Source organism: Pseudomonas sp. SJZ074, from assembly GCF_007828215.1.
GTDB lineage: Bacteria > Pseudomonadota > Gammaproteobacteria > Pseudomonadales > Pseudomonadaceae > Aquipseudomonas.
In genome coordinates, this window is the sequence record NZ_VIUE01000022.1 from 1 (window position 1) to 25,431 (window position 25,431).

General features: G+C 59.2%; 22 protein-coding genes, 3 tRNA genes and 1 pseudogene. 8 read left to right on the plus strand and 18 right to left on the minus strand.

The window, feature by feature from the left end; translation table 11 throughout:
* Nucleotides 1–200: 200 nt before the first annotated feature.
* Nucleotides 201–2,240 carry an FAD-dependent oxidoreductase gene (locus tag FBX99_RS20430; protein WP_145132674.1) on the minus strand — a complete coding sequence of 680 codons (2,040 nt, stop codon included), beginning with the start codon at nucleotides 2,238–2,240 and terminating at the stop codon, nucleotides 201–203.
* Nucleotides 2,241–2,424: 184 nt separating this feature from the next.
* On the opposite strand from FBX99_RS20430, the pseudogene FBX99_RS20435 reads away from it, so the two are divergent.
* The 3 genes and pseudogenes from FBX99_RS20435 to FBX99_RS20445 all read left to right on the plus strand — a co-directional run.
* Nucleotides 2,425–3,081: pseudogene (locus tag FBX99_RS20435) on the plus strand (DUF3422 family protein); the annotation flags it as partial.
* A 170-nt stretch (nucleotides 3,082–3,251) separates the two neighbouring features.
* Nucleotides 3,252–4,382, plus strand: coding sequence for a carbon-nitrogen hydrolase family protein (locus FBX99_RS20440; protein WP_144923870.1), 1,131 nt, complete (start codon nucleotides 3,252–3,254; stop codon nucleotides 4,380–4,382).
* An 11-nt stretch (nucleotides 4,383–4,393) separates the two neighbouring features.
* The gene (locus tag FBX99_RS20445; RefSeq protein WP_371921393.1) at nucleotides 4,394–5,416 is read left to right on the plus strand and encodes an AraC family transcriptional regulator; all 1,023 of its coding nucleotides are present in this window, start codon (nucleotides 4,394–4,396) and stop codon (nucleotides 5,414–5,416) included.
* 28 nt (nucleotides 5,417–5,444) lie between these two features.
* Here FBX99_RS20445 and FBX99_RS20450 read toward each other — a convergent pair whose 3' ends face one another.
* From FBX99_RS20450 to FBX99_RS20500, 11 genes are all read right to left on the minus strand, one after another.
* Nucleotides 5,445–5,624 (minus strand): hypothetical protein, encoded by a 180-nt coding sequence (locus FBX99_RS20450; RefSeq protein ID WP_144923877.1) that lies wholly within the window; start codon nucleotides 5,622–5,624, stop codon nucleotides 5,445–5,447.
* A gap of 74 nt (nucleotides 5,625–5,698) precedes the next feature.
* The gene (locus FBX99_RS20455; protein ID WP_144923880.1) at nucleotides 5,699–6,538 is read right to left on the minus strand and encodes a DUF2242 domain-containing protein; all 840 of its coding nucleotides are present in this window, start codon (nucleotides 6,536–6,538) and stop codon (nucleotides 5,699–5,701) included.
* Between the two features lie 224 nt (nucleotides 6,539–6,762).
* A complete protein-coding gene (locus FBX99_RS20460) occupies nucleotides 6,763–8,634 on the minus strand; it encodes a SurA N-terminal domain-containing protein (RefSeq protein WP_145132676.1) in 1,872 nt (623 codons plus the stop codon).
* Nucleotides 8,635–8,857: 223 nt separating this feature from the next.
* On the minus strand, nucleotides 8,858–9,130 hold the full coding sequence (locus FBX99_RS20465) for an HU family DNA-binding protein (protein ID WP_047703756.1): 273 nt from the start codon (nucleotides 9,128–9,130) through the stop codon (nucleotides 8,858–8,860).
* Nucleotides 9,131–9,278: 148 nt separating this feature from the next.
* Nucleotides 9,279–11,675: an endopeptidase La gene (lon, locus tag FBX99_RS20470; protein ID WP_139641705.1), complete on the minus strand. Its 2,397-nt coding sequence runs from the start codon at nucleotides 11,673–11,675 to the stop codon at nucleotides 9,279–9,281.
* 221 nt (nucleotides 11,676–11,896) lie between these two features.
* Nucleotides 11,897–13,180, minus strand: coding sequence for an ATP-dependent Clp protease ATP-binding subunit ClpX (gene clpX / locus FBX99_RS20475; RefSeq protein WP_003183176.1), 1,284 nt, complete (start codon nucleotides 13,178–13,180; stop codon nucleotides 11,897–11,899).
* 107 nt (nucleotides 13,181–13,287) lie between these two features.
* A complete protein-coding gene (gene clpP / locus FBX99_RS20480; protein WP_003183177.1) occupies nucleotides 13,288–13,929 on the minus strand; it encodes an ATP-dependent Clp endopeptidase proteolytic subunit ClpP in 642 nt (213 codons plus the stop codon).
* Nucleotides 13,930–14,021: 92 nt separating this feature from the next.
* Complete coding sequence (gene tig / locus FBX99_RS20485; protein WP_041021204.1) at nucleotides 14,022–15,332, minus strand: trigger factor; 1,311 nt, start codon at nucleotides 15,330–15,332, stop codon at nucleotides 14,022–14,024.
* A 424-nt stretch (nucleotides 15,333–15,756) separates the two neighbouring features.
* Nucleotides 15,757–15,841: transfer RNA gene (locus tag FBX99_RS20490), tRNA-Leu, on the minus strand.
* A 58-nt stretch (nucleotides 15,842–15,899) separates the two neighbouring features.
* Nucleotides 15,900–15,975 (minus strand) — tRNA-His (locus tag FBX99_RS20495).
* A gap of 40 nt (nucleotides 15,976–16,015) precedes the next feature.
* Nucleotides 16,016–16,092 (minus strand) — tRNA-Arg (locus FBX99_RS20500).
* Nucleotides 16,093–16,373: 281 nt separating this feature from the next.
* Here FBX99_RS20500 and folD point away from each other — a divergent pair.
* Complete coding sequence (gene folD / locus FBX99_RS20505) at nucleotides 16,374–17,228, plus strand: bifunctional methylenetetrahydrofolate dehydrogenase/methenyltetrahydrofolate cyclohydrolase FolD (protein ID WP_047703758.1); 855 nt, start codon at nucleotides 16,374–16,376, stop codon at nucleotides 17,226–17,228.
* A 263-nt stretch (nucleotides 17,229–17,491) separates the two neighbouring features.
* Entirely contained in the window at nucleotides 17,492–18,430 is a 939-nt protein-coding gene (gene pbpG / locus FBX99_RS20510) for a D-alanyl-D-alanine endopeptidase (RefSeq protein WP_144923886.1), read from the plus strand.
* 94 nt (nucleotides 18,431–18,524) lie between these two features.
* On the opposite strand, the gene FBX99_RS20515 is transcribed toward pbpG, so the two are convergent.
* Both FBX99_RS20515 and FBX99_RS20520 read right to left on the minus strand, forming a co-directional pair.
* Complete coding sequence (locus FBX99_RS20515) at nucleotides 18,525–18,737, minus strand: DUF6021 family protein (RefSeq protein WP_144923889.1); 213 nt, start codon at nucleotides 18,735–18,737, stop codon at nucleotides 18,525–18,527.
* 100 nt (nucleotides 18,738–18,837) lie between these two features.
* Nucleotides 18,838–19,515 carry a peptidase C39 family protein gene (locus tag FBX99_RS20520; RefSeq protein WP_144923893.1) on the minus strand — a complete coding sequence of 226 codons (678 nt, stop codon included), beginning with the start codon at nucleotides 19,513–19,515 and terminating at the stop codon, nucleotides 18,838–18,840.
* A gap of 224 nt (nucleotides 19,516–19,739) precedes the next feature.
* On the opposite strand from FBX99_RS20520, the gene FBX99_RS28945 reads away from it, so the two are divergent.
* The gene (locus tag FBX99_RS28945; protein WP_178112014.1) at nucleotides 19,740–19,901 is read left to right on the plus strand and encodes a hypothetical protein; all 162 of its coding nucleotides are present in this window, start codon (nucleotides 19,740–19,742) and stop codon (nucleotides 19,899–19,901) included.
* 69 nt (nucleotides 19,902–19,970) lie between these two features.
* On the opposite strand, the gene FBX99_RS20525 is transcribed toward FBX99_RS28945, so the two are convergent.
* Together FBX99_RS20525 and FBX99_RS20530 are read right to left on the minus strand one after the other, a co-directional pair.
* Complete coding sequence (locus FBX99_RS20525) at nucleotides 19,971–20,720, minus strand: TerC family protein (RefSeq protein ID WP_145132678.1); 750 nt, start codon at nucleotides 20,718–20,720, stop codon at nucleotides 19,971–19,973.
* 28 nt (nucleotides 20,721–20,748) lie between these two features.
* A complete protein-coding gene (locus FBX99_RS20530) occupies nucleotides 20,749–21,012 on the minus strand; it encodes a hypothetical protein (protein ID WP_144923896.1) in 264 nt (87 codons plus the stop codon).
* Nucleotides 21,013–21,146: 134 nt separating this feature from the next.
* On the opposite strand from FBX99_RS20530, the gene nhaR reads away from it, so the two are divergent.
* Nucleotides 21,147–22,040 carry a transcriptional activator NhaR gene (nhaR, locus tag FBX99_RS20535; protein WP_144923899.1) on the plus strand — a complete coding sequence of 298 codons (894 nt, stop codon included), beginning with the start codon at nucleotides 21,147–21,149 and terminating at the stop codon, nucleotides 22,038–22,040.
* Here the strand turns inward: nhaR and FBX99_RS20540 are convergent.
* Entirely contained in the window at nucleotides 21,982–23,187 is a 1,206-nt protein-coding gene (locus FBX99_RS20540) for an MFS transporter (RefSeq protein ID WP_144923901.1), read from the minus strand. The two genes, nhaR and FBX99_RS20540, sit on opposite strands and share 59 nt — an antisense overlap.
* A gap of 282 nt (nucleotides 23,188–23,469) precedes the next feature.
* On the opposite strand from FBX99_RS20540, the gene sstT reads away from it, so the two are divergent.
* The gene (gene sstT / locus FBX99_RS20545; RefSeq protein ID WP_144923904.1) at nucleotides 23,470–24,702 is read left to right on the plus strand and encodes a serine/threonine transporter SstT; all 1,233 of its coding nucleotides are present in this window, start codon (nucleotides 23,470–23,472) and stop codon (nucleotides 24,700–24,702) included.
* Between the two features lie 186 nt (nucleotides 24,703–24,888).
* Here sstT and FBX99_RS20550 read toward each other — a convergent pair whose 3' ends face one another.
* Nucleotides 24,889–25,398, minus strand: coding sequence for a DUF1993 family protein (locus tag FBX99_RS20550; RefSeq protein WP_144923907.1), 510 nt, complete (start codon nucleotides 25,396–25,398; stop codon nucleotides 24,889–24,891).
* Nucleotides 25,399–25,431 lie beyond the last annotated feature (33 nt).

The window sequence follows — 25,431 nt, forward strand, 5'->3', positions numbered from 1 at the left end:
CGCGGGTGTAGGTCTTTCGCTCTTGCATGGATCCTCCTGATGGGGCGAATCATATCGCCCTTAAGAGGTGTCCGGGATCATTAAGCCAGTTCAGCCTGCTTGCGATGACGGCGGCTCATCCAACCTCTCTAGTGACTGGACCGACGCTATCGCGAGCAGGCTCGCTCCCACAGGGGATTTGCGGTAATCCTGGGGAAGAATTACAACTGCGCCGCCAACCGCGACCCCTGATTGATGGCCCGCTTGGCGTCCAATTCCGCCGCTACGTCGGCGCCGCCGATGAGATGAACAGTCTGACCCGCCGCTTCCAGGCCCTCCTGCAATTCACGCAGCGGATCCTGGCCGGCACAGATCACGACGTTGTCCACTGCAAGCACCTGCGGCTCGCCGCTGTCGCCGATACGGATGTGCAGGCCTTCGTCGTCGATCTTCAGGTACTCGACACTGTTGAGCATCTGTACCTGCTTGTTCTTCAGCCCCGTGCGGTGGATCCAGCCGGTGGTCTTGCCCAGGCCGTCACCGACCTTGGAAGTCTTGCGCTGCAACAGGAACACCTGCCGCGCCGGCGCATGGGGCTCGGCCTTGATCCCGGCCACGCCGCCGCGTGCCTGGAGCTGGGTGTCGATCCCCCACTCCTTCCAGAACGCCTCGCGGTCCTGACTGGTGGCGACGCCCTGGTGCACCAGGAACTCCGACACATCAAAGCCGATACCACCGGCGCCGATCACCGCCACGTTGCGGCCCACCGGCTTGCGCTGCAGAATCACGTCCAGGTAGCTCAGCACCTTGGCGTGCTCCACACCGGGAATCGCCGGCACCCGCGGCGCGATGCCCGTGGCGAGAATGATCTCGTCATAACCGCCTGCCACCAATTGCTCCACATCCACACGGGTGTCGAGACACAACTCGACATGGGTGGTCTGCAGCTTGCGCTTGAAGTAACGCAGGGTCTCGAAGAATTCTTCCTTGCCCGGCACGCGCTTGGCGACATTGAACTGGCCGCCGATCTCGCTGGCCGAATCGAACAGCGTCACCTGATGCCCACGCTCGGCCGCCACCGTGGCCGCGGACAACCCGGCGGGTCCGGCGCCGACCACGGCAATTTTCTTCACCTGGGTGACCGGCAGGTAGTTGAGTTCGGTTTCATGGCAGGCCCGCGGGTTCACCAGGCAACTGGTCAGCTTGCCGCCGAAGGTGTGATCGAGGCAGGCCTGGTTGCAACCGATACAGGTATTGATTTCATCCGCCCGGCCAGCGGCAGCCTTGTTGACGAAATCCGGATCCGCCAGGAACGGCCGTGCCATGGACACCATGTCGGCGTCACCTTCGGCGAGGATCTGTTCGGCCACTTCCGGCGTGTTGATGCGGTTGGTGGTGATCAGAGGAATACTCACCGAACCGCGCAGCTTGGCCGTGACCTTGCTGAACGCCGCCCGGGGAACCTTGGTGGCGATGGTGGGAATGCGTGCCTCGTGCCAGCCGATACCGGTGTTGATAATCGTCGCGCCTGCCTGCTCGATCGCCTTGGCCAACTGGACGATTTCTTCCCAGGAGCTGCCGCCCTCCACCAGGTCGAGCATCGACAGGCGAAAAATGATGATGAAGTTGGGCCCTACCGCCTCGCGCACCCGACGCACGATTTCCACCGGCAGGCGCATGCGGTTTTCGTAGCTGCCGCCCCAACGGTCGGTACGGTGGTTGGTGTGAGCCGCCAGGAACTGGTTAATGAAATACCCTTCCGAGCCCATGATCTCGACGCCATCGTATTCAGCTTGCTGGGCCAGCCTCGAGCAGGTGACGAAATCGCTGATCTGTTTCTCGATCCCTTCCTCGTCGAGTTCCTTGGGCTTGAACGGATTGATCGGCGCCTGGATCGCGCTCGGCGCCACTTGCTTGGGGCTGTAGGCGTAGCGTCCGGCGTGAAGGATCTGCATGCAGAGCTTGCCACCGGCCTCATGTACGGCCCGGGTGACGATCCGGTGCTTGAGCGCTTCTTCTTCGGTGGTCAGCTTGGCGGCGCCGGAATACACGCCGCCCTCGTCGTTTGGCGCGATCCCGCCGGTTACCATCAGGCCTACGCCACCACGGGCACGTTCGGCAAAATACGCCGCCATGCGTTCGAAACCACCGGGCTTTTCCTCAAGCCCCGTGTGCATCGACCCCATCAGGGTACGGTTGCGCAGTGTGGTAAAACCCAGGTCCAACGGGGCCAGCAGATGCGGGTAGTGAGGGGCGGTCATCGGTAACTCCACAACGGGCGAACACGAAAAGTGCGGAAGCTCTGCGGCGTCCATCAGTCATGCCCACAGCCTAAAAGCCGGGACAAGCGCGCTCAATGACCGAAACTGACAACTTATTGATCCAAATGTGCAGCGATCCAGTACCAATGGAGGAGCGCACCCAGGTGACTCCCAGTTGAATGGGTCCTTGTCTCTCAGCGTCGCCAAGGCGCTGGACCCGCAACTGAACGAGTTCGACCGCAGCCTGGTGACACTCTCCGAACGCAACGCCAACGCCAGCGGCGTGCACGCCAAGGCCTTGCTGGAGGACATCGCGCAACTGTCTCGCCGGATCGTCGGCAGCTCGGTGAAAAGTCGCCACCGTTTCAGCGCTACCCGGGCTTACGCACAATTGGTCTTCGAGCGCCTGGCCGAGTTGCGTGAAAGCCATTTGGGCGACTGCCAGAGGCTGGGCGTGTTTATCGAGCGACGCTTCAAGCCGACCGTGCGCTATTGCGCAGCGACCGAGCAGCGCCTGGAACAACTGGCCATGAGCATTGCCAACCTGAGCGACCTGCTCCAGGCGCGGGTACAAGTGGAAATGGAAGACCAGAACGCGGAGATTCTACGCAGTCTCAATGCCCGGGCCGATGCACAGGTCAAGATTCAGCGGGCGGTGGAAGGGCTGTCGATCATTGCCATCACCTACTACCTGATCAACCTGTTCAAGCTGGTCTATAGCGGACTGCATACGCTGGGTGCGGACCTATCGGCGCGCGAAGCATTGCTGGGGATGGCGCCACCGGTGCTGCTGATCATGTTGTTGATCATGCTGCGGATCAGAAAGGCCAAGAATCACTGAGTGTCAAACCTGTCCATTGCCCAATGTGGGAGCCAGCCTGCTCGCGATGGCGATGTGTCAGCCGCGATCGCGAGCAGGCTGGTTCCCACACAAGGACTTCTCTTTTGCTAATTCCAGGTTTTACCGTACCCTGCCCCGTAAGAACCGTACACGGCCGCTGACTGCTCTCCATGCGTAAACTTCTGTACCTGCTGTTTTCACTGGCCCTGATCGCCGCCCTGACGAGCTATGCGCTGTGGACGGCGGATCGCCCGACGGGGCACTACCTCTCGGACCTGCGCATCGACCTGGCAGTCGACCAGGGCGTTCGCGCCGATCGAGGCAACTTGCTGGGCATCCAGCCTGAGCTGTTCCCCACCGACTACCAGAACCCCGGGCACTTGCGCCGCAAACTCGCGGCCTATCTGCAGACCGCTCGCGAGCTGGGCTTGCTCAGCGACAAGACCGTCGTGGTCCTGCCCGAACACATCGGCACCTGGTTGATGATCAGCGGAGAAAAGGACGAGCTGTATCAGGCCGGCACATTGAAGGACGCCATGAACTGGCTGGCGATCAGCAACCCGCTGGCATTCATCCGGGGGTTGATCAGTGCCCAAGGCGACAACCGCCTGGACGACGCCTACCTGCGCATGAAAGCCGACAGCATGGCCCGCGATTACCAGGCCATGTTCGGTGGGTTGGCCCGGGAGTTCGGCGTGACCCTGGTGGCCGGCTCCATCGTATTGCCCGAGCCCAGCGTCAGCGAAGGTGAACTGAAGATCGGCCGCGGCGCGCTGTATAACAGCAGCCTGGTGTTTGGCCGCGACGGTCGACCGCTCGGGCAGCCCCAGCGTCAACAGCATCCGGTGTTCGAGCAACGGGATGTATTGGAAGCCGACCGCCAGGACGCGCTCCGCGTCGTCGATACCCCCGCTGGACGCCTGGGCGTGCTGATCGGCAGCGACAGTTGGTATCCGCGCTATTATCGACAACTCAACGATCAGGGCGTGCAACTGATCGCGGTGCCCGCCTTTGTCAGTGGACGTGACAGCTGGAACAAACCTTGGAACGGCTATAAAGGCCTGTCCACGCCCAGCGAAGTGAGCCTCAAGCCCGGTGAAATGAGTGAAGGCCAGGCCTGGCACCGCCTGACGTTGACCAGTCAGTTGCCCATCAGCCAGGCCAAGGGCGGTGTGAGCGTGTTCCTGCGCGGCCAGTTCTGGGACAACGGCAGCGCCGGCCAGAGTTTCATCAGCCACGACGGCCAGCATTTCCCCGACGGCGATGCCCGTGGCGCCCGCCTGCTGAACCTGTGGTTGTGAGCATGAAGCCGATGCGCCTGGGCGACCTGTCCGTGGGCTTCGTCCACAGCCTGGCCGATGCGGTAGCCAGCCATGGCCAGGATCCCCATCCCCTGCTCGAACAGTACGGCCTCGACGCCGCACGCCTGGCCGAGCCCGGGGCGCGATTATCGATTCCACGCTATATGCGCCTCGGTCACGCTGCGATCCAACAAACCCAGGATGCCGCCCTGGGCCTGCGCATGGGCCAGCTCAGCCGCTTGAGCCAGGCCGGCCTCGCTGGCGTCACTGCGGCCCAGGCCCCGACGGTACGCGAAGCGGCACGCTGCCTGATCCGCTTCGAACCGTTGTATGGCTCCAACTATCGTGGCCAATCGAGTTTCCACGAGGATGCCCGGGGTGCCTGGCTGCGGTTCTACTCCATCAGCCCCTATAACGCCTATAACCGCTTCGTGGTGGACTCGATCGTCGCCGGCTGGCTCCAGCAGTTGTCCAGCGTAAGCGACACCCCGTTACGAGCCGAGCGCATCGAGATCGAATTCGAGGCACCGGCTTACCTGGACGCCTACCGTACGCTTGGTGATTGCCCGATCCTGTTCGGTGCCGACCAGAATCAGCTGCGCCTGGGCCTGGAAGCCCTCGCCCGGCGCAACCCACAGCATTGCCCCAGCACCTGGCGGCACTTGGTTCAACTGTGTGAACGGGAACTGGAACAACTCACCCGCACCCGCAGCCTGCGCGAACGCATCATTCAACTGCTGGGGCCGTTGCTCAACGGTGGCCGGGAACCCGACCTGGAGGAAGTGGCGGCGCGCCTGAAGCTGCCGACCTGGACACTGCGCCGAAAACTGGCAGAGGAAGGCACGCAATTTCGCGCGATCCTCAATGACACGCGCCGCGACCTGGCCATGACCTACATCCGAGATACCGAACTCGCGTTCGGCGAAATCGCCTACCTGTTGGGCTTCGCCTCGGCCGAGGCATTCCAGCGCGCTTTCAAACGCTGGAATGGCCAGACGCCGGGGGAGTTTCGTCGCAGCCAGAGGGCGAATTGAAATTCAAGCCTGCCGCTTGCGGCTGCTCTTATAACTCCGTCGCATCCTCGGCAGGCTCCAGCGGATCCAGCTCGTAGGCCTGATATTCCAGCAGCTCTTCCTGATAATCATCCATTTTGAATCCTTCCCATGTCGTTGACCGATGCCTGATGGCCTTGGTGTCAGAATAAAGCTGCTTTATGAACAAAACATGAAGCAAAGGCTTCATGTTTCAAACGTAGCACAGCGATGGGAAATCAACCTATACAGGTGTGACAAGGAATGACTGCCTTGCCATGTCTCTCAGGATGAAGGAAGCGGCTGAATCGCCTCGGTCGGCGGTGGCAGATCACTGGGAGGGGGCGGCGTGACCACTTCCTGCGTCGATTCAGGGCTTACGTAGGGCGCGGGCTCGCTGGGTGCAATCGGCGCAGGTTCCGGCGGCGGTGCGACAGGCTCGGACGCTGCAGGTGCGACCTCAGCTGGGGCTGGGGCCGCTGGCTCTGCCGGCGCAACGGGCGCCGGAGCCGGTGTCAACGCAGCCGGTTCGGCCTTGGGCTCCGGAACCCCCAGCTCAGTATTCGGCTTTTCGGCAGCCGGTGCGCCTTTCTTCGCTTCAGCAGGCAGGAACATCTCCACCAAGGCAAAGAAGCGCTCGTAGAATTTGGTCGCCGAGACGGTTTCGCTGGCCACCTTGACCATCGAATCATCCGACGACCCGATCGGCATTGACACCGACCCCAACACACCCACACCCAGGCTGGCGGAATTGTTGACTTTCTTCAGCGCGTAACGGTCCTGCAACGCGTTGGCGAACATGGTCGCATGATGTCCAGTACCGCCGTCTTCAGCACAGACCAGGTTGAAGCTGATCTCCATGTGGGTATCACCGGTCTGCTGGAAGCTCTTATGACCACTGACCAGCTTCGGATCGCTGCTGGTAATGATATAGCCCTGGCTGAGCAAGGCCCGGCGCCCCGCTTCGCAGGTCACCGTGTCGCTCACCGGATAAGTACGGGAGAACGTACCGGAGTCATCGAAGTTCTCATGCTCGTAAATAGCGGCTTTCTTCGACGAGCAACCGGCTGCGGCGACCAGTATCAGTGCCAATCCGACAGTGCGCATGTGAAATGATCTGAACATTGAACATCCTGAGGAAAACGGTCCGGGGGCGTATTGTGCAACAGAACGCCCATCGGCAGCGTGGGTATTCATGTCTCAAAGGGGTTACAAGTCTACTGGGGGATGTTTGCGGGAAAAAGACGTAAATCCAGTGGACCGATGAACATCCTGTCATTTGGCAACAGGCACTTACAAAAAGACCCCGGCTTTTCGGCCGAGGTCTTTATCAGCAAGCCATCAAGGCATCAGTAACGCTTGATGTCCGCCTCGCTTTCCAACTGCTTGCGATAAGCCGCAAAGTCCTGCTGGCCAACACGGGACGCGAGATAGCGGCGATATTCAGCTTTCTCCGCGTCGGTCGGTGCCGCGGCTTCGTTCACGCCACGCAGTTGCACCAGCATCAGATTGCCGTCGGACAAGGTCACGCTGGTAAACGTCGGCTTGTCCTTGGACTCGGGTTTGGGCATGCGGAACAAGGCCTGCAGCACCGCCGGGTCGATACCTTCCTGACTGCGAGTCGCCGCCTCGACAACCTTCCAGCTTTGACCGTCGACAGCCTTGGCCAGCGGCGTTTTGCCTTCGCGCAAGCTGGCGATCAACTCGTCCGCCCGGGTCTTGGCGGCCTCGCTGGCATGTTCCTTGGCCAGCTGGGTACGGATGGCTGCTTCCACGCTTTCCAGCGGCAGTTGCTCGGGTTTGCGATGCTCCTTGGCACGCAGCACCACGACGGTTTCCGGATCCAGCTCGATGGCAGTACTGTTGGCACCTTCATCCAGCACTTCCGGACTGAACGCAGCAGTGACCACAGCACGGTTGGCCGCGATCCCTTCTCCACCTTCGCGGCCGAACGGCGCCGACGTGTGGACGGTCAATTTCAAGTCCTGGGCTGGCTGCGCCAGATCGGAAGCTTCGAACGAAGCATCTTCCAATTGCTTGGTCGCCTCAACGAAACGCTGCTCCACTTGTTGAGCTTTCAGCTCGCGGGTCAGCTTGTCCTTGAGGCTGGCAAAGGTTGGTACTTCAGGCGCTTCGACACCCAGCAGCTTGATCAGGTGAAAACCGAAATCGGTGCGCACCGGTGCCGAAACCTGATCCTTGCTCAGCGCATACAGCGCCTTTTCGAACGCCGGATCGTAGACGCCGGGATCAGCATAGCCGAGGTCACCGCCATTGTTCGCCGAACCCGGGTCCTGGGAAAACTCCTTCGCCAGAGCCTCAAACGATTCGCCTTTGGCCAGGCGCGCCTGGATTTCCTCGATCTTCGCCTTGGCCTGGGCTTCGCTGATCTTGTCGTTCACTTCGATCAGGATATGGGCCGCCCGACGCTGTTCGGAGAGGTTGGCGATTTCTTTCTGATACGCCGCTTGCAGGTCTTCATCCTTGACACTGACCTGATCGAAGAAAGCGGCTTTCTTCAGTTCCAGGTAATCGATCACCACCTGATCGGGGCTCATGAATTCCTTGGCGTGCTTGTCGTAGTAGGCCTTGACCTCGTCATCGGTCAGCTTCACCGCCGACGGATCGGCCTTGAGGGTCAGGGTGGCGAAATCACGGGTCTGTTTTTCCAGACGGGCGAACGCCAGCACCTGGGCATCGGTCACGAAACCGCTTCCAGCGAGACCAGCGCGCAACTGGCCGATCAGCATTTCCTGGGCCAGCATCTGGCGGAACTGCAGGCGGGTGTAACCCAGCTGGCGAATCACCTGGTCGAAACGTTCCGGGCTGAATTTGCCATCCACCTGGAACTCAGGCGTTTGCAGGATCACCTGATCCAACGCGGCTTCGGAAAAAGCGAACTTCGCATCGTGCGCGCCTTGCAGCAGCAACTTGCGGTAGATCAGGCCCTTGAGCGCCGAATCGCGGAGCATCTTTTCGTCAAGCAGAGAGGCGTCGAAGTCCTTGCCCAGCTGTTGCATGAGCTGACGGCGTTGCATGTCGACCGCCTGGCTCAGCTCGTTCTGGCTGATGTTCTCGCCGTTGACCTTGGCCGCGTCATTGCTGTGGGTGGTGGCTTTGAAAATGGCATCGAAACCGGTCAACGCCATCAATGCGACGATGACCCCGATGATGGTCTTGGCAATCCAGCCTTGTGAATTGTCCCTGATATTCTGCAGCATGCGTCCCCCAGAAACGGTTGAACTTCAAATTAGGCAACCGTGGAGCGTGGGTAGAATCCGGATAGAAGAAAGGCGCATCCGAAGATGCGCCTTCTCGTAACTGGCGGAGCGGACCGGGCTCGAACCCGCGAGCCCTGGTACGACAGACCGGTTGGAACCGATCCCCGCTACCGCTCCGCTGCCAAGCCAGGCATGACCCCGACCCGGATAAACTCAATGAAACTTAGTTAACGGCGTCTTTCAGTGCTTTACCGGCCTTGAAGCCTGGCTTCTTGGCAGCAGCGATCTGCAGAGCCTGGCCAGTCTGTGGGTTACGACCGGTACGAGCTGGACGATCGGTAACGGCGAAGGTACCGAAACCAACCAGAACAACGGAGTCGCCAGCCTTGAGAGCACCAGTGATGGATTCGATTACAGCGTCCAGCGCGCGGCCAGCAGCAGCTTTCGGGATATCAGCGGATGCAGCGACAGCATCAATCAATTCCGACTTGTTCACTCTAAGTCCCCTTATATCTATTTGAGATGATTCTAAGTTTTTTTGGTGAAAGCAAAAACGAGTGCTGAATGGCCTACAGACACTTAAGAGCCGCTTTATAACAAGGGCTCTAAAAAACTGTCAAGGAAGCCCCCCAGGCAAATGCGTATTAATGCGTGCTAATTCTTTCCTTAGAGTCAGACTCTCGCTTCTCATCTTTCGCGACAATCTCCGGAGCCACATCCGGCAAGGGCTCCGGCGCGTATTGCAGCGCAATTTGCAGGACCTCGTCAATCCATTTAACCGGTTTGATCTGAAGATCCTGCTTGATATTGTCAGGAATTTCTTTCAGATCGCGCACATTCTCTTCTGGAATGATCACGATCTTGATCCCGCCGCGGTGTGCTGCCAGCAGTTTTTCTTTCAGCCCGCCAATGGCCAGTACCTGTCCACGCAGGGTGATTTCACCGGTCATGGCAACGTCGGCACGCACCGGAATGCCGGTCAATGCCGATACCAGGGCCGTGCACATGCCTACGCCGGCGCTGGGGCCGTCTTTGGGCGTAGCGCCCTCGGGCATGTGGATATGCGTGTCACGCTTCTCATGGAAGTCCAGGGGAATGCCCAGGCTCCGGGCGCGGCTGCGAACGACCGTCTGCGCTGCGGTGATCGATTCGACCATCACATCGCCCAGGGAACCGGTCTTGATCAACTGGCCTTTGCCCGGTACCACGGCGGCTTCAATGGTCAGCAACTCACCACCGACCTGAGTCCACGCCAGGCCGGTCACCTGACCGATCTGATCCTGCTGCTCGGCCAGGCCATAGCGGAATTTACGCACGCCCAGAAAGTGCTCCAGCAGGTCTGAAGTCACCTTGACTGCAAAGCGCTTTTCCAGCGCGTGCTCCTTGACCGCCTTGCGGCAGACCTTGGCAATCTGCCGCTCCAGGCCCCGCACACCGGCTTCGCGGGTGTAGTAACGGATGATGTCGCGAATCGCTTCCTCGTCGAATTCCAGCTCGCCTTTCTTCAGGCCGTTGGCCTGGATCTGCTTCGGCGAAAGGTATTTGACGGCGATGTTGATCTTCTCGTCCTCCGTGTAGCCCGGCAGACGGATCACCTCCATGCGATCCAGCAACGCCGGCGGAATGTTCATGGAGTTGGAGGTGCACAGGAACATCACATCCGACAAATCGTAGTCGACTTCCAGATAATGATCGTTGAAGTTGTGGTTCTGCTCCGGATCGAGCACTTCGAGCAATGCGGAAGCGGGATCGCCGCGCATATCGCTGCCCATCTTGTCGATTTCGTCCAGAAGGAACAGCGGATTGCGCACGCCGACCTTTGTCATCTTTTGAATCAATCTTCCTGGCATCGAACCGATGTAGGTACGACGATGACCACGGATTTCCGCTTCGTCGCGCACGCCGCCGAGGGCCATTCGCACGAACTTGCGATTGGTGGCGTGGGCGATCGACTCCGCAAGGGAGGTTTTACCGACCCCGGGAGGACCAACCAGGCACAACACCGGGCCACGGATTTTCTTCACGCGCTTTTGCACGGCGAGGTATTCAAGGATACGTTCCTTGACCTCCTCCAGACCGTAGTGATCGGCGTCGAGGATGTCCTCGGCACGGGCCAGGTCCAAGCGCACCTTGCTCTGAGCCTTCCACGGCACCTGCACCAGCCAGTCGATGTAGGAGCGCACCACGGTGGCTTCAGCGGACATCGGCGACATCTGCTTGAGCTTGTTCAACTCGGCCTGGGCTTTGGCGAGGGCATCCTTGGGCAAGCCAGCGGCATCGATGCGCTTTTTCAGCTCTTCGATTTCGTTATGGCCTTCGTCACCGTCCCCCAGCTCTTTCTGAATGGCCTTCATCTGCTCATTCAGGTAGTACTCGCGCTGGCTACGCTCCATTTGTTTCTTGACGCGACCACGAATGCGCTTCTCGACCTGCAGCAGATCGATCTCGCCGTCGAGCAATGCCAGCACGTGTTCGACACGGGCGGACAGATCGATGATCTCGAGGATTTCCTGCTTCTGTTCGATCTTGAGCGCCATATGGGCGGCCATCGTATCGACCAGCCGGCCGGGCTCATCGATGCTGTTCAGCGACGACAGCACCTCAGCTGGCACTTTCTTGCCCAACTGTACGTACTGCTCGAACTGGGACAACAGGCTGCGGACGAACACCTCGGACTCACGCTCGGGTACGTCGGCTTCGTCGATCAGTGACACTTCAGCGCGGCAATGACCGTTCACTTCGCTGAAACGCTCGACCGCCCCGCGCTGCTCGCCTTCGACCAGGACCTTGACGGTGCCGTCGGGCAGCTTGAGCAATTGCAGGACCGTTGCAATGGTGCCTACGCGATAAAGTGCGTCCTCACCAGGATCATCGTCAGCAGGATTTCTCTGGGCCACCAGCAGAATCTGCTTGTCACCCGTCATCGCGGCCTCGAGGGCTTCGATGGACTTCTCGCGCCCCACGAACAGCGGGATAACCATGTGCGGATATACCACGACATCGCGCAATGGCAAGAGAGGCAATTCGATGGTTGTCTTCATGATTTCGCCTCAACGGCGGCCACAAGGCCGGAAACAGATGGAAGTAAGCTTGAAACCAAGATGGGGGCAGCCTTGAAAAAAAACAAGCGCTAAGGCAAATGCCAGACGGTTAAAAGAAATAAAAGTCATGTACAACTTTATGTGGCGAGGGGGATTTATCCCCTCGCCACATAAAAGCAAAGGGGCCCGAAGGCCCCTCCTTTGTTCCGGCAGCAGGACGATCAGGCGTCCGGTGCAGCCTTGGCAGCCGGCTCGCTGTTTTCGTAGATATACAGCGGCTTGGACTTGCCTTCTATGACACTTTCGTCGATCACGACTTTGCTCACCTCGGACTGCGAGGGGATTTCGTACATCGTGTCGAGCAATACGCCTTCGAGAATCGAGCGCAACCCACGGGCACCGGTCTTGCGCTCCAGGGCTCGCTTGGCCACCGACTTCAGCGCGTCGGAACGGAACTCCAGGTCTACGCCTTCCATTTCGAACAGCTTGGCATACTGCTTGGTCAGGGCGTTCTTCGGCTCGGTCAGAATCTGCATCAACGCAGCCTCATCCAGCTCGTCCAGCGTCGCCAGGACCGGCAGACGACCAACGAATTCCGGGATCAGACCAAACTTGACCAAATCGTCAGGCTCGACTTCACGCAGGGACTCACCGACCTTCTTGCCCTCTTCCTTGCTGCGCACTTCGGCATTGAAGCCGATGCCGCCGCGCGTGGAACGGTTCTGGATGACCTTCTCCAGACCGGAGAACGCACCACCGCAGATAAACAGGATGTTGCGAGTGTCGACCTGCAGGAATTCCTGCTGCGGATGCTTGCGACCACCCTGGGGCGGAACGGAAGCGACCGTGCCTTCGATCAACTTGAGCAAGGCCTGCTGCACGCCCTCACCGGATACATCCCGGGTGATGGACGGGTTGTCGGACTTGCGGGAAATCTTGTCGATTTCATCGATGTAGACAATGCCCATCTGGGCCTTTTCCACATCGTAGTCGCACTTCTGCAACAACTTCTGAATAATGTTCTCGACATCCTCCCCTACGTAACCCGCCTCGGTAAGGGTGGTTGCGTCGGCGATGGTGAACGGAACGTTCAGCAAACGGGCCAATGTTTCGGCAAGCAGGGTCTTACCCGAGCCTGTCGGGCCGATCAGCAGAATGTTGCTCTTGCCGAGTTCGACGTCGTCATTCTTCTTGTCACGTTGGTTGAGGCGCTTGTAGTGGTTGTAAACCGCTACGGCCAATACCTTTTTCGCACGCTCCTGACCAATTACATACTGGTCAAGGATGCCGCTGATTTCTTTAGGCGAAGGCAACTTATGCGCGCTGCTTTCGGCCTGGGCTTCCTGCACCTCCTCGCGGATGATGTCATTGCACAGGTCGACGCACTCGTCGCAAATGAAGACCGAGGGGCCGGCAATCAATTTGCGTACTTCATGTTGGCTTTTGCCACAGAAAGAGCAATAAAGCAGTTTGCCGTTGTCCTCGCCGTTGCGGGTGTCAGTCATTCGATCGATCCAAATCCGATAGGCTTGCAACACAAGATGAAGGCAATTGCGGGCTTTTTCAAGCCCGCAGGCGGCCGGTCATCCCAACCACCTGCATTTTGAATGGCTCAGGCAGGCATTTGACGCTTGTTGATCACGGAGTCGATCAGGCCATATTCGGCCGCACGCTCGGCGCTCATGAAGTTGTCACGCTCGGTGTCTCGCTCAATGGTTTCGAGGCTTTGACCGGTGTGATGAGCCAACAGCGAGTTCAAACGCGAACGAATATGGAGGATTTCCTTGGCATGGATGTCGATGTCCGACGCCTGGCCCTGGAAACCGCCCAATGGCTGGTGAATCATCATGCGCGAATTAGGCAGGCAATGGCGCTTGCCCGCTGCGCCGCCGGCGAGCAGGAAGGCGCCCATGCTGCAGGCCTGGCCGATGCAGATGGTGGAAACATCCGGCTTGATGAATTGCATGGTGTCGTAGATCGACATGCCTGCAGTCACCGAACCGCCGGGGGAGTTGATATAAAGATGGATATCCTTGTCCGGGTTTTCCGCTTCAAGGAAGAGCAGTTGCGCCGCAACCAGGTTGGCCATGTAGTCTTCAACGGGCCCGATCAGGAAGATGACACGCTCCTTGAGCAGACGCGAATAGATGTCATAGGCACGTTCGCCACGGGCGGACTGCTCGATAACCATCGGGACCAGGCCGCCTGCGGCCTGGATGTCAGAGCTCTGCTGATAAAAAGAATTGCGGGACATGTCTCGCAGTCACTCCCAAATAGTTATGTCTTGAATACGCATAAGCCAGCACGAAGGCTGGCTTATGGTGTGTATTTCTTACCGCAGAGCAATCAATCGGCTTGTGGAGCTTCCACCGGCTTGACCGCTTCTTCGTAAGAGACCGCTTTATCGGTCACGCTAGCTTTCTGCAGAACAGTATCCACAACTTGTTCTTCGAGCACAACCGAACGGACTTCGTTCAGTTGCTGGTCATTCTTGTAGTACCAGGACACGACTTGCTCAGGTTCCTGATAAGCCGACGCCATTTCCTGGATCAGCTCGCGAACGCGGGCTTCGTCAGGCTTGAGTTCGTATTGCTTGACCACTTCTGCAACGATCAGGCCCAGTACGACACGACGCTTGGCTTGCTCTTCGAACAGCTCGGCCGGCAGTTGATCAGGCTTGATGTTGCCGCCGAACTGCTGAACAGCCTGCACGCGCAGACGGTTCACTTCGTTCTCCAGCAGGGCCTTCGGCACTTCGATCGGGTTCGAAGCGAGCAGACCGTCCATGACCTGGTTCTTGACCTTGGACTTGATGGCCTGACGCAGCTCACGCTCCATGTTCTTGCGAACTTCGGCGCGGAAACCTTCCAGACCGGTTTCCTTGATGCCGAACTGAGCGAAGAACTCTTCGTTCAGCTCAGGCAGCTTAGGCTCGGAAACACTGTTTACGGTCACGGTGAACTCGGCGGCTTTGCCAGCCAGGTCCAGGTTCTGATAGTCCTCTGGGAAGGTCACGTTCAGCACGCGTTCTTCGCCGGCTTTCGCGCCGACCAGGCCATCTTCGAAGCCCGGGATCATGCGACCGGAGCCCAGCACCAGTTGGGTGGCCTTGGCGGAACCGCCAGCGAATACTTCACCGTCGACCTTGCCGACGAAATCGATGTTCAGCTGATCTTCGTTCTGGGCTGCGCGATCGGCCACTTCGAAACGGGTGTTCTGCTTGCGCAGGATGTCCAGCATCTTGTCCAGGTCGGCATCCGACACGTCAGCGCTCAGGCGCTCGACGGCAATCGACTCGAAACCGGCAACGGTGAACTCGGGGAACACTTCGAAAGTGGCAACGAATTCCAGGTCCTTGCCTTTTTCCAGCACTTTAGGCTCGACCGATGGCGCGCCGGCCGGGTTCAGTTTCTGCTCGACCACGGCTTCGTAGAACGAAGACTGGATCACGTCGCCCACGGCTTCCTGGCGCGCATCAGCTTCGTAACGCTGACGGATCACGCTCATTGGCACCTTGCCTGGACGGAAACCTGGGATTTTGGCCTTTTGGGCAGTCTGCTGCAGACGCTTGTTGACCTGAGTCTCGATGCGCTCAGCCGGCACGGTGATGCTCATGCGGCGCTCAAGAGCAGTAGTATTTTCAACAGAAACTTGCATGGATATTCCTCGTTGCACAGACGTTGGCCGGGCATTTTCCGACCCCAGAATCAAGGGCATGCATTCTAGTAGGTCAAACCCAAGAAGTCACCCTACTGAAAATGGCTGGAAAACAGGCGCCGGCATTGGGGGCAAGGCAAACGGTCATGCCTCGCCCGGATTGCAAATACAGCCGATCATTCCAGAGGCTCTGCACCAACGCTTCTATATATAGAAGCGTGAACCTGCACCTCCCCGGCACTCGAGTTCCGCCAGGAGACCGACGGGCATACCGCGCATCATCGCGAAACACAATCGCAACAACCCATCGCCAAAACCTGCCGCGAAACAGACCGGCAACAAACCACCTGAATGCCGAAAACAAAAACGGCGCAGCCCTCTTCAGGTACTGCGCCGTTTTCTGCTATTCAAATAGCGACTTGTATGGTGCGGACGGAGAGACTCGAACTCTCACACCTTTCGGCGCTGGAACCTAAATCCAGTGTGTCTACCAATTCCACCACATCCGCGTATCAAGCTTTTAAAGCAAAGGCGCCAGATTGTTAGATCTGGCGCCTTTCTAGAATATGGGGTGGACGATGGGGATCGAACCCACGACAACGGGAGTCACAATCCCGTGCTCTACCAACTGAGCTACGCCCACCATATTGCCATGTTGCGTTACTTGTGCCAAAGCTGCCTAATGGCGCACCCGGCAGGACTCGAACCTGCGACCATCCGCTTAGAAGGCGGATGCTCTATCCAGCTGAGCTACGGGCGCCTTTTTAATCTGTATTCTTTGACGATTACAAACTAAGTGCTTTCAGTTTCGCCGAGTTGAAACAACCAACTCCACTCCACCTTCTTAACCAGTGCTAGGCTGTGCCCGACAAGTGCGACGAATGTTATAGACGGCCCGATAGGCCGTCAACTCTTTTTTAAAAAAAATTCATTTAATTAAAGGGGTTAGAGGAATTTGCAGACCAAGCGCCTTTGCCCTCACGCCTCGGCATGCGAGAATGCGCTCTCTTTTTTTCCCCTCTCGATGGTTAACCACGCGCAATGACTGCACAACTTATCGACGGCAAATCGATCGCCGCCAGCCTGCGCCAGCAGATCGCCCAACGCGTCACCGAGCGTCGCCAGCAAGGTCTGCGCACGCCCGGTCTCGCGGTGATCCTGGTCGGCAGCGATCCCGCCTCTCAGGTTTATGTCTCGCACAAGCGTAAAGACTGTGAAGAGGTCGGTTTCCTTTCCCAGGCCTACGACCTGCCTTCCGAAACCACCCAGCAAGCGCTGGCCGATCTGATCGATCGCCTGAACGATGATCCGAACATCGACGGCGTCCTGCTCCAGTTGCCCCTGCCTGAACATCTGGACGCCTCCAGACTGCTGGAGCGCATCCGCCCGGATAAAGATGTCGACGGCTTCCACCCTTATAATGTCGGTCGCCTGGCCCAGCGCATCCCGCTGCTGCGTCCCTGCACGCCCAAAGGCATCATAACGTTGCTGGAAAGCACCGGTGTGGACCTTTATGGCCTCGATGCCGTCGTGGTGGGCGCATCCAACATTGTTGGCCGGCCAATGGCCATGGAGCTGCTGCTGGCCGGCTGCACCGTGACCGTGACCCACCGCTTCACCCGGGACCTGGCCAGCCATGTGGGACGCGCCGACCTGGTGGTCGTGGCCGCTGGCAAACCAGGCCTGGTCAAGGGCGAGTGGATCAAGGAAGGCGCCATCGTCATCGATGTGGGCATCAATCGCCAGGATGACGGCAAGCTGGTGGGCGATGTGGTCTACGAGACCGCCCTGCCCCGCGCCGGCTGGATCACACCGGTACCTGGCGGCGTGGGCCCGATGACCCGGGCCTGTCTGCTGGAAAACACGCTGTACGCGGCCGAGACGCTGCATAGCTGAGTTTCCCGGCAAAAGCGAAACCCTGTGGGAGCGAGCCTGCTCGCGAGGCGGCGTGTCAGCGATTTCATGGCTGACTGGTACACCACTTCGCGGGCAGGCTCGCTCCCACATTGGTTTGCACCCTTCTTTCATTAAACTTTATTTATTCTCGAGGCCCAGCGGTACAGGCACGTAGCGCTGTTGTCGCCCATACTCATAAAATGCAGCGCTTTTTTCCAAAACCGTTGCTGAACGGCCTCCTCAATTCTATCGAGTCTATTCGCGTGAAAATCCGTCTTTCGATTCTCAGCCTGTTCATCGCTTTCTCAGGCGCGCTTATCACGCAGAACATCAACGCGCAGGAAACCATCGCCGCCCCACGAGACACGTCAAAATTGCAGGTCGCTTCCGGCAGCGCGATGTTGTTGGATCTGCAGACGGATAAAGTGGTTTATTCGAGCAATCCGGATGTAGTGGTACCCATCGCATCGGTGACCAAACTGATGACCGGGTTGATTGTGCTGGACGCCAAGCAGGACCTGAACGAGTACATTTCCATCACCATCGCCAACACTCCGGAAATGAAAGGGGTGTTTTCCCGGGTCAAGCTCAATAGCGAACTGTCCCGTCGCGACGTATTGCTGATTGCACTGATGTCCTCGGAAAACCGCGCCGCCGCCAGCCTTGCGCATCACTACCCGGGCGGTTACGCAGCCTTCATCGCCGCCATGAACGCCAAGGCCAAGGCATTGGGCATGACCAGCACCCACTATGTCGAGCCGACGGGTCTGTCGATCCATAACGTTTCCACCGCCAGGGACCTGACCAAGCTGCTGATCGCCGCTCGCAAATACCCCCTGCTGAGCGAATTGAGCACCACCAAGGAGAAAACCGTCACCTTCCGCAAGCCGGTTTACAGCCTGGGCTTTCGCAACACCGATCACCTGATCCACAAGGACAACTGGGATATCCAGTTGACCAAGACCGGTTTCACCAACCAGGCCGGTCACTGTCTGGTGCTGGTGACGAAGATGGGCAATCGCCCGATGGCCCTGGTTATTCTCGATGCCTATGGCAAATACACCCATTTCGCTGACGCCAGCCGGATTCGAAGCTGGGTGGAAACGGGCAAAAGCTCCAACGTTCCGGCAGTGGCCATGCAGTACAAGGCGGCGAAGAACCTCAAGAGTCGCCAGAGCGCCGTGGTGGAAGCTTCGAAATAAGCGTCACAGTGCCCCGCATAGAGCATGCATGTGGCGAGGAAGCTTGCTCCCTCGCCATGGTCCGCTGCACATTCCCTGACTTGCTTCTTCTGCTTCAGTGTTTCAGATCACCGAGCGGATCATAGGCCTTGGCCTTGGCCTCGGGCTCGCCCCGTTTGTCTTGCTCGTCACGAGGGGCCTTGGCCGGCCCTATCGGATCGACTTGCGGATCATCGAGATCCGGGGAATCCGGATCGAATCCCAGTTCATCATCAGCGGACGAATGCTCGGAAGAATGGGGTCCCGTGGGTGTTTTCGACTGTGCCATACCTGCCTCCTCGAATCATGGCCCGGACAGTCCGGGCCCTGACGATAAGAGTTTCAGGCGTGCCGGGTCGTGCCCGACAGGTGACGAACGGGGCAAACCATCAGTGCGCTGCACCCAGGGTCTTGGTGGCGCGCGCCGCTGCCTGCTCCTGCCCTGCCCCGGCCAGCTCGTCCGCCGCTTTCAACCAGCGCTGTGGGTTGACATTGGCTGGCAGCTGCGTCGGCCGCTGGAGCAGTACCGCCCAGCCGCCGGCATCCTTGAAGGCCGACTCGAACCCACTGAAGCTTATCAACAGCCGCCGGTTCATGCCCGAACGCAGCAAGACCGTGCGTTTCTGCCGGTTATAGCCGGCCAGAATCCCGTACCGAGGCCCACCCCATAGTGCCGTGCCTTCGGTGTAGCGCAGCAACACCGGATTGCCTGCGGCCACCTGCTCCAACAGTGCGGACAATTCACTGTCGAGGGGGTATACCACCAACCCGTATTCTCGCGCCAGGGTTTGCATATTCTGCTGCAAACCGGCCTCACCACCTGGCAGGTGCAATGGTTTTTCCAGCAACCCCGGGGTAATCACCGTACCTTGCGCAGTCAACACGGCAGCCAGGGATTGCGGGGCGCCCTGATACATATCGCCTCGATAGAAGGGCACGCTGTTGAGCTCCACCCGTTCGGGCAGGCGCTGGATCTGCGGCGACACACTGCCCGCGCAACCGGCCAGGGCCGCCAGGCAGGCCGTCGCGAATACCAGTGATCGAAAAGAGGGAATGACCGGCAACATGATGAGTCTCTAGTTCAGGTACCCGATGAACGGGCCAGGCTTGGGCCGTCGATCATAAAGCGCCCACTGGCTTGGGTATAGCTTTAAACAGCAGTCTCGCTACCGCGATAGAACGAACCGCTCCGCCGCCAATGCCCGCGAACGACTGCCTGCAACACTTGAACGACTAGACTGTCCATTGAACTGAGAGCGTTTGCCCCGGACCGGGGCTGAGGGAGGCCCGCATGAGCCTGACAACGACTATCCTGATGCTGGTATTCGGCTGGCTGAGCGTAGCGGCAGCCATGCTGTGGGGCGTGCTGCGGATTACCCGTCGCCATCATCCGTCGCCATTGCGCACGGAAAAGCCCAAAGAGTCCAGCCGGCGCCACGCCGCCGCGCACTGATTGCTACTTTCTTCAAAAAAAGAAAAAAGCCGCCCGGGCTGAACCCGGGCGGCTTCTACATGCCTGCAATCAGGCCTCGTTGCCCAACGCCTTTTGCCGGGCACGACGGGCCATCATGTTCAACACCTCAATCGCAGCCGAGAACGCCATCGCCGCGTAGATGTAGCCCTTGGGCACATGGGCACCGAAGCCTTCGGCGATCAGCGTCATGCCGATCATGATCAGGAAGCCCAACGCCAGCATGACCACCGTCGGGTTATTGTTGATGAAGCGGGCCAGCGGCTCGGCCGCCAACAGCATCACCAGTACCGACACCACCACCGCGATGATCATGATCGGTAAATGCTCGGTCATGCCCACGGCCGTGATGATGCTGTCGATGGAGAACACCAGGTCGAGCATCAGGATCTGACCGATAGCGGCGGCAAACCCGAGGGTCACGCCTGACGTGGCCGTCTTGGAATCGTTTGGCGCAGGATCCATGCTGTGATGGATCTCGGTGGTGGCCTTCCACAGCAGGAACAGACCGCCGGCAATCAGGATCATGTCCTTCCAGGAGAACGCCTGGCCGAGAATTTCGATGACCGGCTCCGTCAACTGCACGATGAACGCAATGGTGCTCAACAAGCCCAGGCGCAGGATCAGCGCCATGCCGATCCCGATCCGCCGCGCCTTGGCACGATGCTGTTCGGGCAGCTTGTTGGTCAGGATCGAAATGAAGATCAGGTTATCGATGCCCAGCACGATTTCCATGACGACCAGGGTCGCCAGGGCGATCCAGGCAGTGGGGCTGGCAGCGAGTTGTAGAAGATAATCCATGGGTCAGTCCTGGCTCGATGTGACGGAGTTAGATGGCTTGGGTGGAAGATTCGGCTTTGTCAGCATCCTCCTTCGGTTCTTTCTTGGGGCTGATCAACCCGCCAGTGGCGTCGTTCAGCGCCTGCTCGGCAGCCTTGTGGGTATCGTCGATGGCTTTCCGGGCCGCGTCGACCGCTTGTTCCTTCAACTGCCGGGCCAGTTGTTCAGCACTTTTCTCAGCCTGCTCACAGCCCACCAGTGCCATTGAAGACATCGCCAGAAGGGCTGCAAGACCCAGGGATTTGTACGTCATGAATAGAAGCCTCTGTGAAAAGACGGAACCTGAAGATGGCTCACCAATGGCCAGGGATTCTAGAGACGTCGATACTTCAGGAAAATTCGTATTTTCAGCGGTTATACTTCGATTTTTACGAAACCAAGTGAACCATGCTCAATTATCGGCAACTGCATTACTTCTGGGTCGTAGCCAAGACAGGCAGCATCGTGCGGGCGTGCGAGCAGTTGAACCTGACCCCACAGACCATCAGCGGGCAGATTTCCCTGTTCGAGCAGACGTACAACATCAAATTGTTCCGCCGTGTCGGACGACAACTGGAGCTGACCGAAGCCGGTCGCCAGACGCTGCCCTACGCCGAGCACATGTTCCAACTGGGAGGCGAACTGGAGCTGATGTTGCGTGCCCAGCCCAACGAACAGCAGACGTTGTTCCGGGTGGGGGTGGCGGATGTAGTACCCAAATCCATCGTTTATCGACTACTGGCGCCGACCATGGAACTGAGCGAACCGCTGCGCGTCACCTGTCGCGAGGACAAACTCGAACGGCTGCTGGCGGACCTGGCGATCCAGCGCCTGGACCTGGTGATTTCCGACAGCCCGATGCCCAGTCACCTGGACATCAAAGGCTACAGCCAGAAATTGGGGGAATGCGGCATCAGCTTCTTCGCCACCGCCGCATTGGCCGAACGCTACGGGCAGGATTTTCCCCGAGGCCTGCAGGACGCCCCGCTGCTGATCCCCGGTCCAGAAACCGTGGTCCGCAGCCGCCTGCAACGCTGGTTCGCCGAGCAGCAGATCCAGCCGCGCATCGTCGGTGAATTCGATGACAGTGCGTTGATGCAGGCCTTCGGTCAGTCAGGCAGCGGCATTTTCATCGGCCCGAGCGTGATCGCCGAAGAAGTGAAGCGCCAGTATGGTGTGCAGGAGATCGGCCAGACCGACGCGGTGAGCGAGTCGTTCTATGCCATCTCCGTGGAGCGCAAGGTCAGCCACCCGGGCATCGTCGCGATTGCCGAAGGTGCACGTCGCGAGTTGTTCCACTAGACGCGTGTCGGGGCTTGAAGGTCATCAGCAGCAACGCCAGCAGGATCGATAGCAGGATGAAACCGGCCGCCGCAAAACCGACGCTGCCCAGGCCCAGCGTATCGATGACCCGCCCGCCGACCATCGCCCCCAAACCAATCCCCAGGTTGGCGCCAGCGATGTTGAGCGACGCGGCAAAGGCTGGCGCCTCTGGGGCGGCCTTCATCAGTCGCACATGACTGACCAGGAACAGCGCGGCCTGGGTCACACCCCAGATCGCCATCGCCGCGGCCAGCCACAGGCTCGAATGAATGCTCGGCACCAACGCCACCATGCCGCCGATCATGAACAGGCAAAACACCATCGACGCGATCAGCGGATGCCGGTCCACCGCTCGGCCACCCAGGGAATTGCCCACCAGCCCCACTGCGCCGAACCCCATCAGGCACCAGCCCACCAGCGTGCCATCGAACCCGGCGAGACGTTCGAGGATGTCGGCCAGGTAGGTGTAGGCGGTGAACATGCCGCTGAATACCAGGATCGACAACAGCACGTGGCCTTGCATCAACGGGCTGCGCAGGATCTTGAACTGCGAGCGGAAGCTGACTTGATGCAGGTGCAGGTTCGTCTTCGGCAGGTAGATGAACAGCAACAGCGCCTTGGCGAAGGCGATGACGGCGAGGATCGCGAAAGCACTGCGCCAACCGAACGCATCGGAAACCAGCGTTCCCACCGGGATTCCGAATACCGTGGCGCAGACAATGCCAAAGCCGATCCGGGCAATGGCCCGCCCGGCGTGCTGCGGCCCGACGATGTCCACCGCCGTTTCGCTGGCCAGCGCCCAGAATACCGGCAGGCCTAGGGCCGGGATCAACCGGGCAAGGGCCATGACCCAGATATCGGGGGCAACGGCGGCCAATGTGTTGGCCAGGCCGAACATCAGCAGTACGCTGATAAACAGTCTGCGCCGTTCGAAACGGGCAAACCAGGCTGTCAGGAATGGCCCGAACGCCGCCACCGTAAACGCGAACAGCGTCACCAGCAACCCGGCCTGGGGAATGCTGACGTGCAGGTCGCGAGCGACGGATGGCAGCAGGCCAACAATGATGAATTCCGTGGTCAGCACCGTGAAACCGGCAGCCGACAACAGGAAAATGGCTAACAACATGCAGAACTCCGAGAAAACGACAACACCAGCGTTGGCCTGAGGGCCCGCTGGAGGAAGAGAGAGGTGAGAGAATCAAAGCCTAACAGAATGTGGGCCACAGACAAATGTGCTTAAACACCCGAGTGACGGATCGTCACAGGTCCGTCAGATTCTTTACCGGGCTGTGCTAAAGTCCGCGCCCCGCAAACATCGAACATTCTTCCGGTCCCGCTCACGTGGCCTGCCCGCTTGTTGCCCTGAACGCGGACCGTTGCCCACAACAAAAAACACATGGATAGCCGTATGACTGCTTTATCCCCTTCCCTTCTACAACGCTTCAAACGCACCAGCCTGGTGACGCAAATCGTCATCGGCCTGATCATCGGTATCGCCCTGGCGTGGCTGGCGCCGGATGTGGCGAAATCCACCGCATTCATCGGCAAGGTCTTCGTTTCCGCCCTCAAGGCGGTCGCCCCCATCCTGGTGTTCGTGCTGGTCATGGCTTCGATCGCCAACCATAAGCAAGGCCAGCAGACCCATATCCGGCCAATCCTGCTCCTGTATCTGCTGGGCACCTTCGCAGCGGCGGTAGTTGCGGTGGTAGCCAGCACCCTGTTCCCCTCCAGCCTGGTGTTGTCCGCCCAGGACGTAGCTGTCACCGCTCCCGGTGGCATCGGCGAAGTGCTGCAAAGCCTGGTGCTCAGCGTCGTGGATAACCCGGTCCGGGCGCTGACCGACGGTAACTTCATCGGCATCCTGGCCTGGGCCATCGGCCTGGGAATTGCCCTGCGCCACGCCGGCGAAACCACACGCACCATGCTCGATGATCTGTCCAACGGCGTGACCGCGATCGTGCGTCTGGTGATCAGCTTCGCCCCGCTGGGGATCTTCGGGCTGGTTGCCTCGACTCTGGCCACCTCCGGCTTCGGCGCCCTGCTCGGTTACCTGCATCTGTTGACCGTGCTGATCGGCTGCATGCTGTTCGTCGCACTGGTGATCAACCCGCTCATCGTGTTCTGGAAACTGCGGCGCAACCCGTATCCGCTGGTGTTCACTTGCTTGCGCGAAAGCGGCATCACCGCGTTCTTCACCCGCAGTTCAGCGGCCAACATTCCGGTGAACCTGGAACTGAGCAAACGCCTGGGCCTGCACGAGGATACCTACTCGGTATCGATTCCACTGGGCGCGACCATCAACATGGCCGGCGCCGCTATCACCATCACCGTGCTGAGCCTGGCTGCGGTGCATACCCTGGGGATCGTGGTGGATGTTCCGACAGCGGTATTGCTGAGCGTCGTCGCGGCCATTTGTGCCTGCGGCGCGTCCGGTGTGGCCGGTGGTTCACTGCTGCTGATTCCCCTGGCGTGCAGCCTGTTCGGTATCCCGAGTGAACTCGCCATGCAAGTGGTTGCCGTGGGATTCATCATCGGTGTCCTGCAGGATTCGGCGGAGACGGCGTTGAACTCGTCCACCGATGTGCTGTTCACCGCGGCGGCTTGCCTGGGTGAGGAACAGAGGCTCGCACGTACGGCTTGATGGCTGCGGTGAAGGTGCCGTCGCTATCGCGAGCAGGCTCGCTCCCACATTTGTTTTAGAGTGGTCTCGGGATTTGTATCCACCCTGAATCCTCTGTGGGGATAGGCGGCACCTTCACCGGTGACCAACAGGCAAAAAAAGCCCGGAACGGCTCACACCGTCCCGGGCTTTTTCATGGCTGCGCGCTTAGAACGCGCCCATATAGTCGCGCTTGCCCACTTCCACACCGTTATGACGCAGCAGCGCATAAGTGGTGGTGACGTGGAAGAAGAACTGCGGCAGGCCATAGGTCAGCAGGTAATTCTGGCCGGTGAAGCGTTTTTCCTTCGGCGTGCCCGGGCGGGTGACGATCTCGATATTTTCCTTGCCATCGATCTGCTCGGGGCTGATGCCGTCGATGAAGGCCAATACCTTGGCGATCAGGGCTTGCAGCTCAGCGAAGGTGGTTTCGCTGTCGTCATATTTGGGTACTTCAATATCGGCCAGGCGAGCGGACACGCCCTTGGCGAAATCCACGGCAATCTGCACCTGACGCACCAGCGGAAACATGTCCGGGTAGAGGCGGGCTTGCAGGAAAGCGTTCGGCTCGATGTTTTTCGCAGTCGCGTGGGCTTCGGCCTTATTCAGGACGTCACTCATGGCGTTGAGCATCTGCTTGAAAACCGGGATGGAAGCGGCATAAAGAGAAATAGTCATGGCGATCTCATGCAGGTGAAAGGAAGGAACACA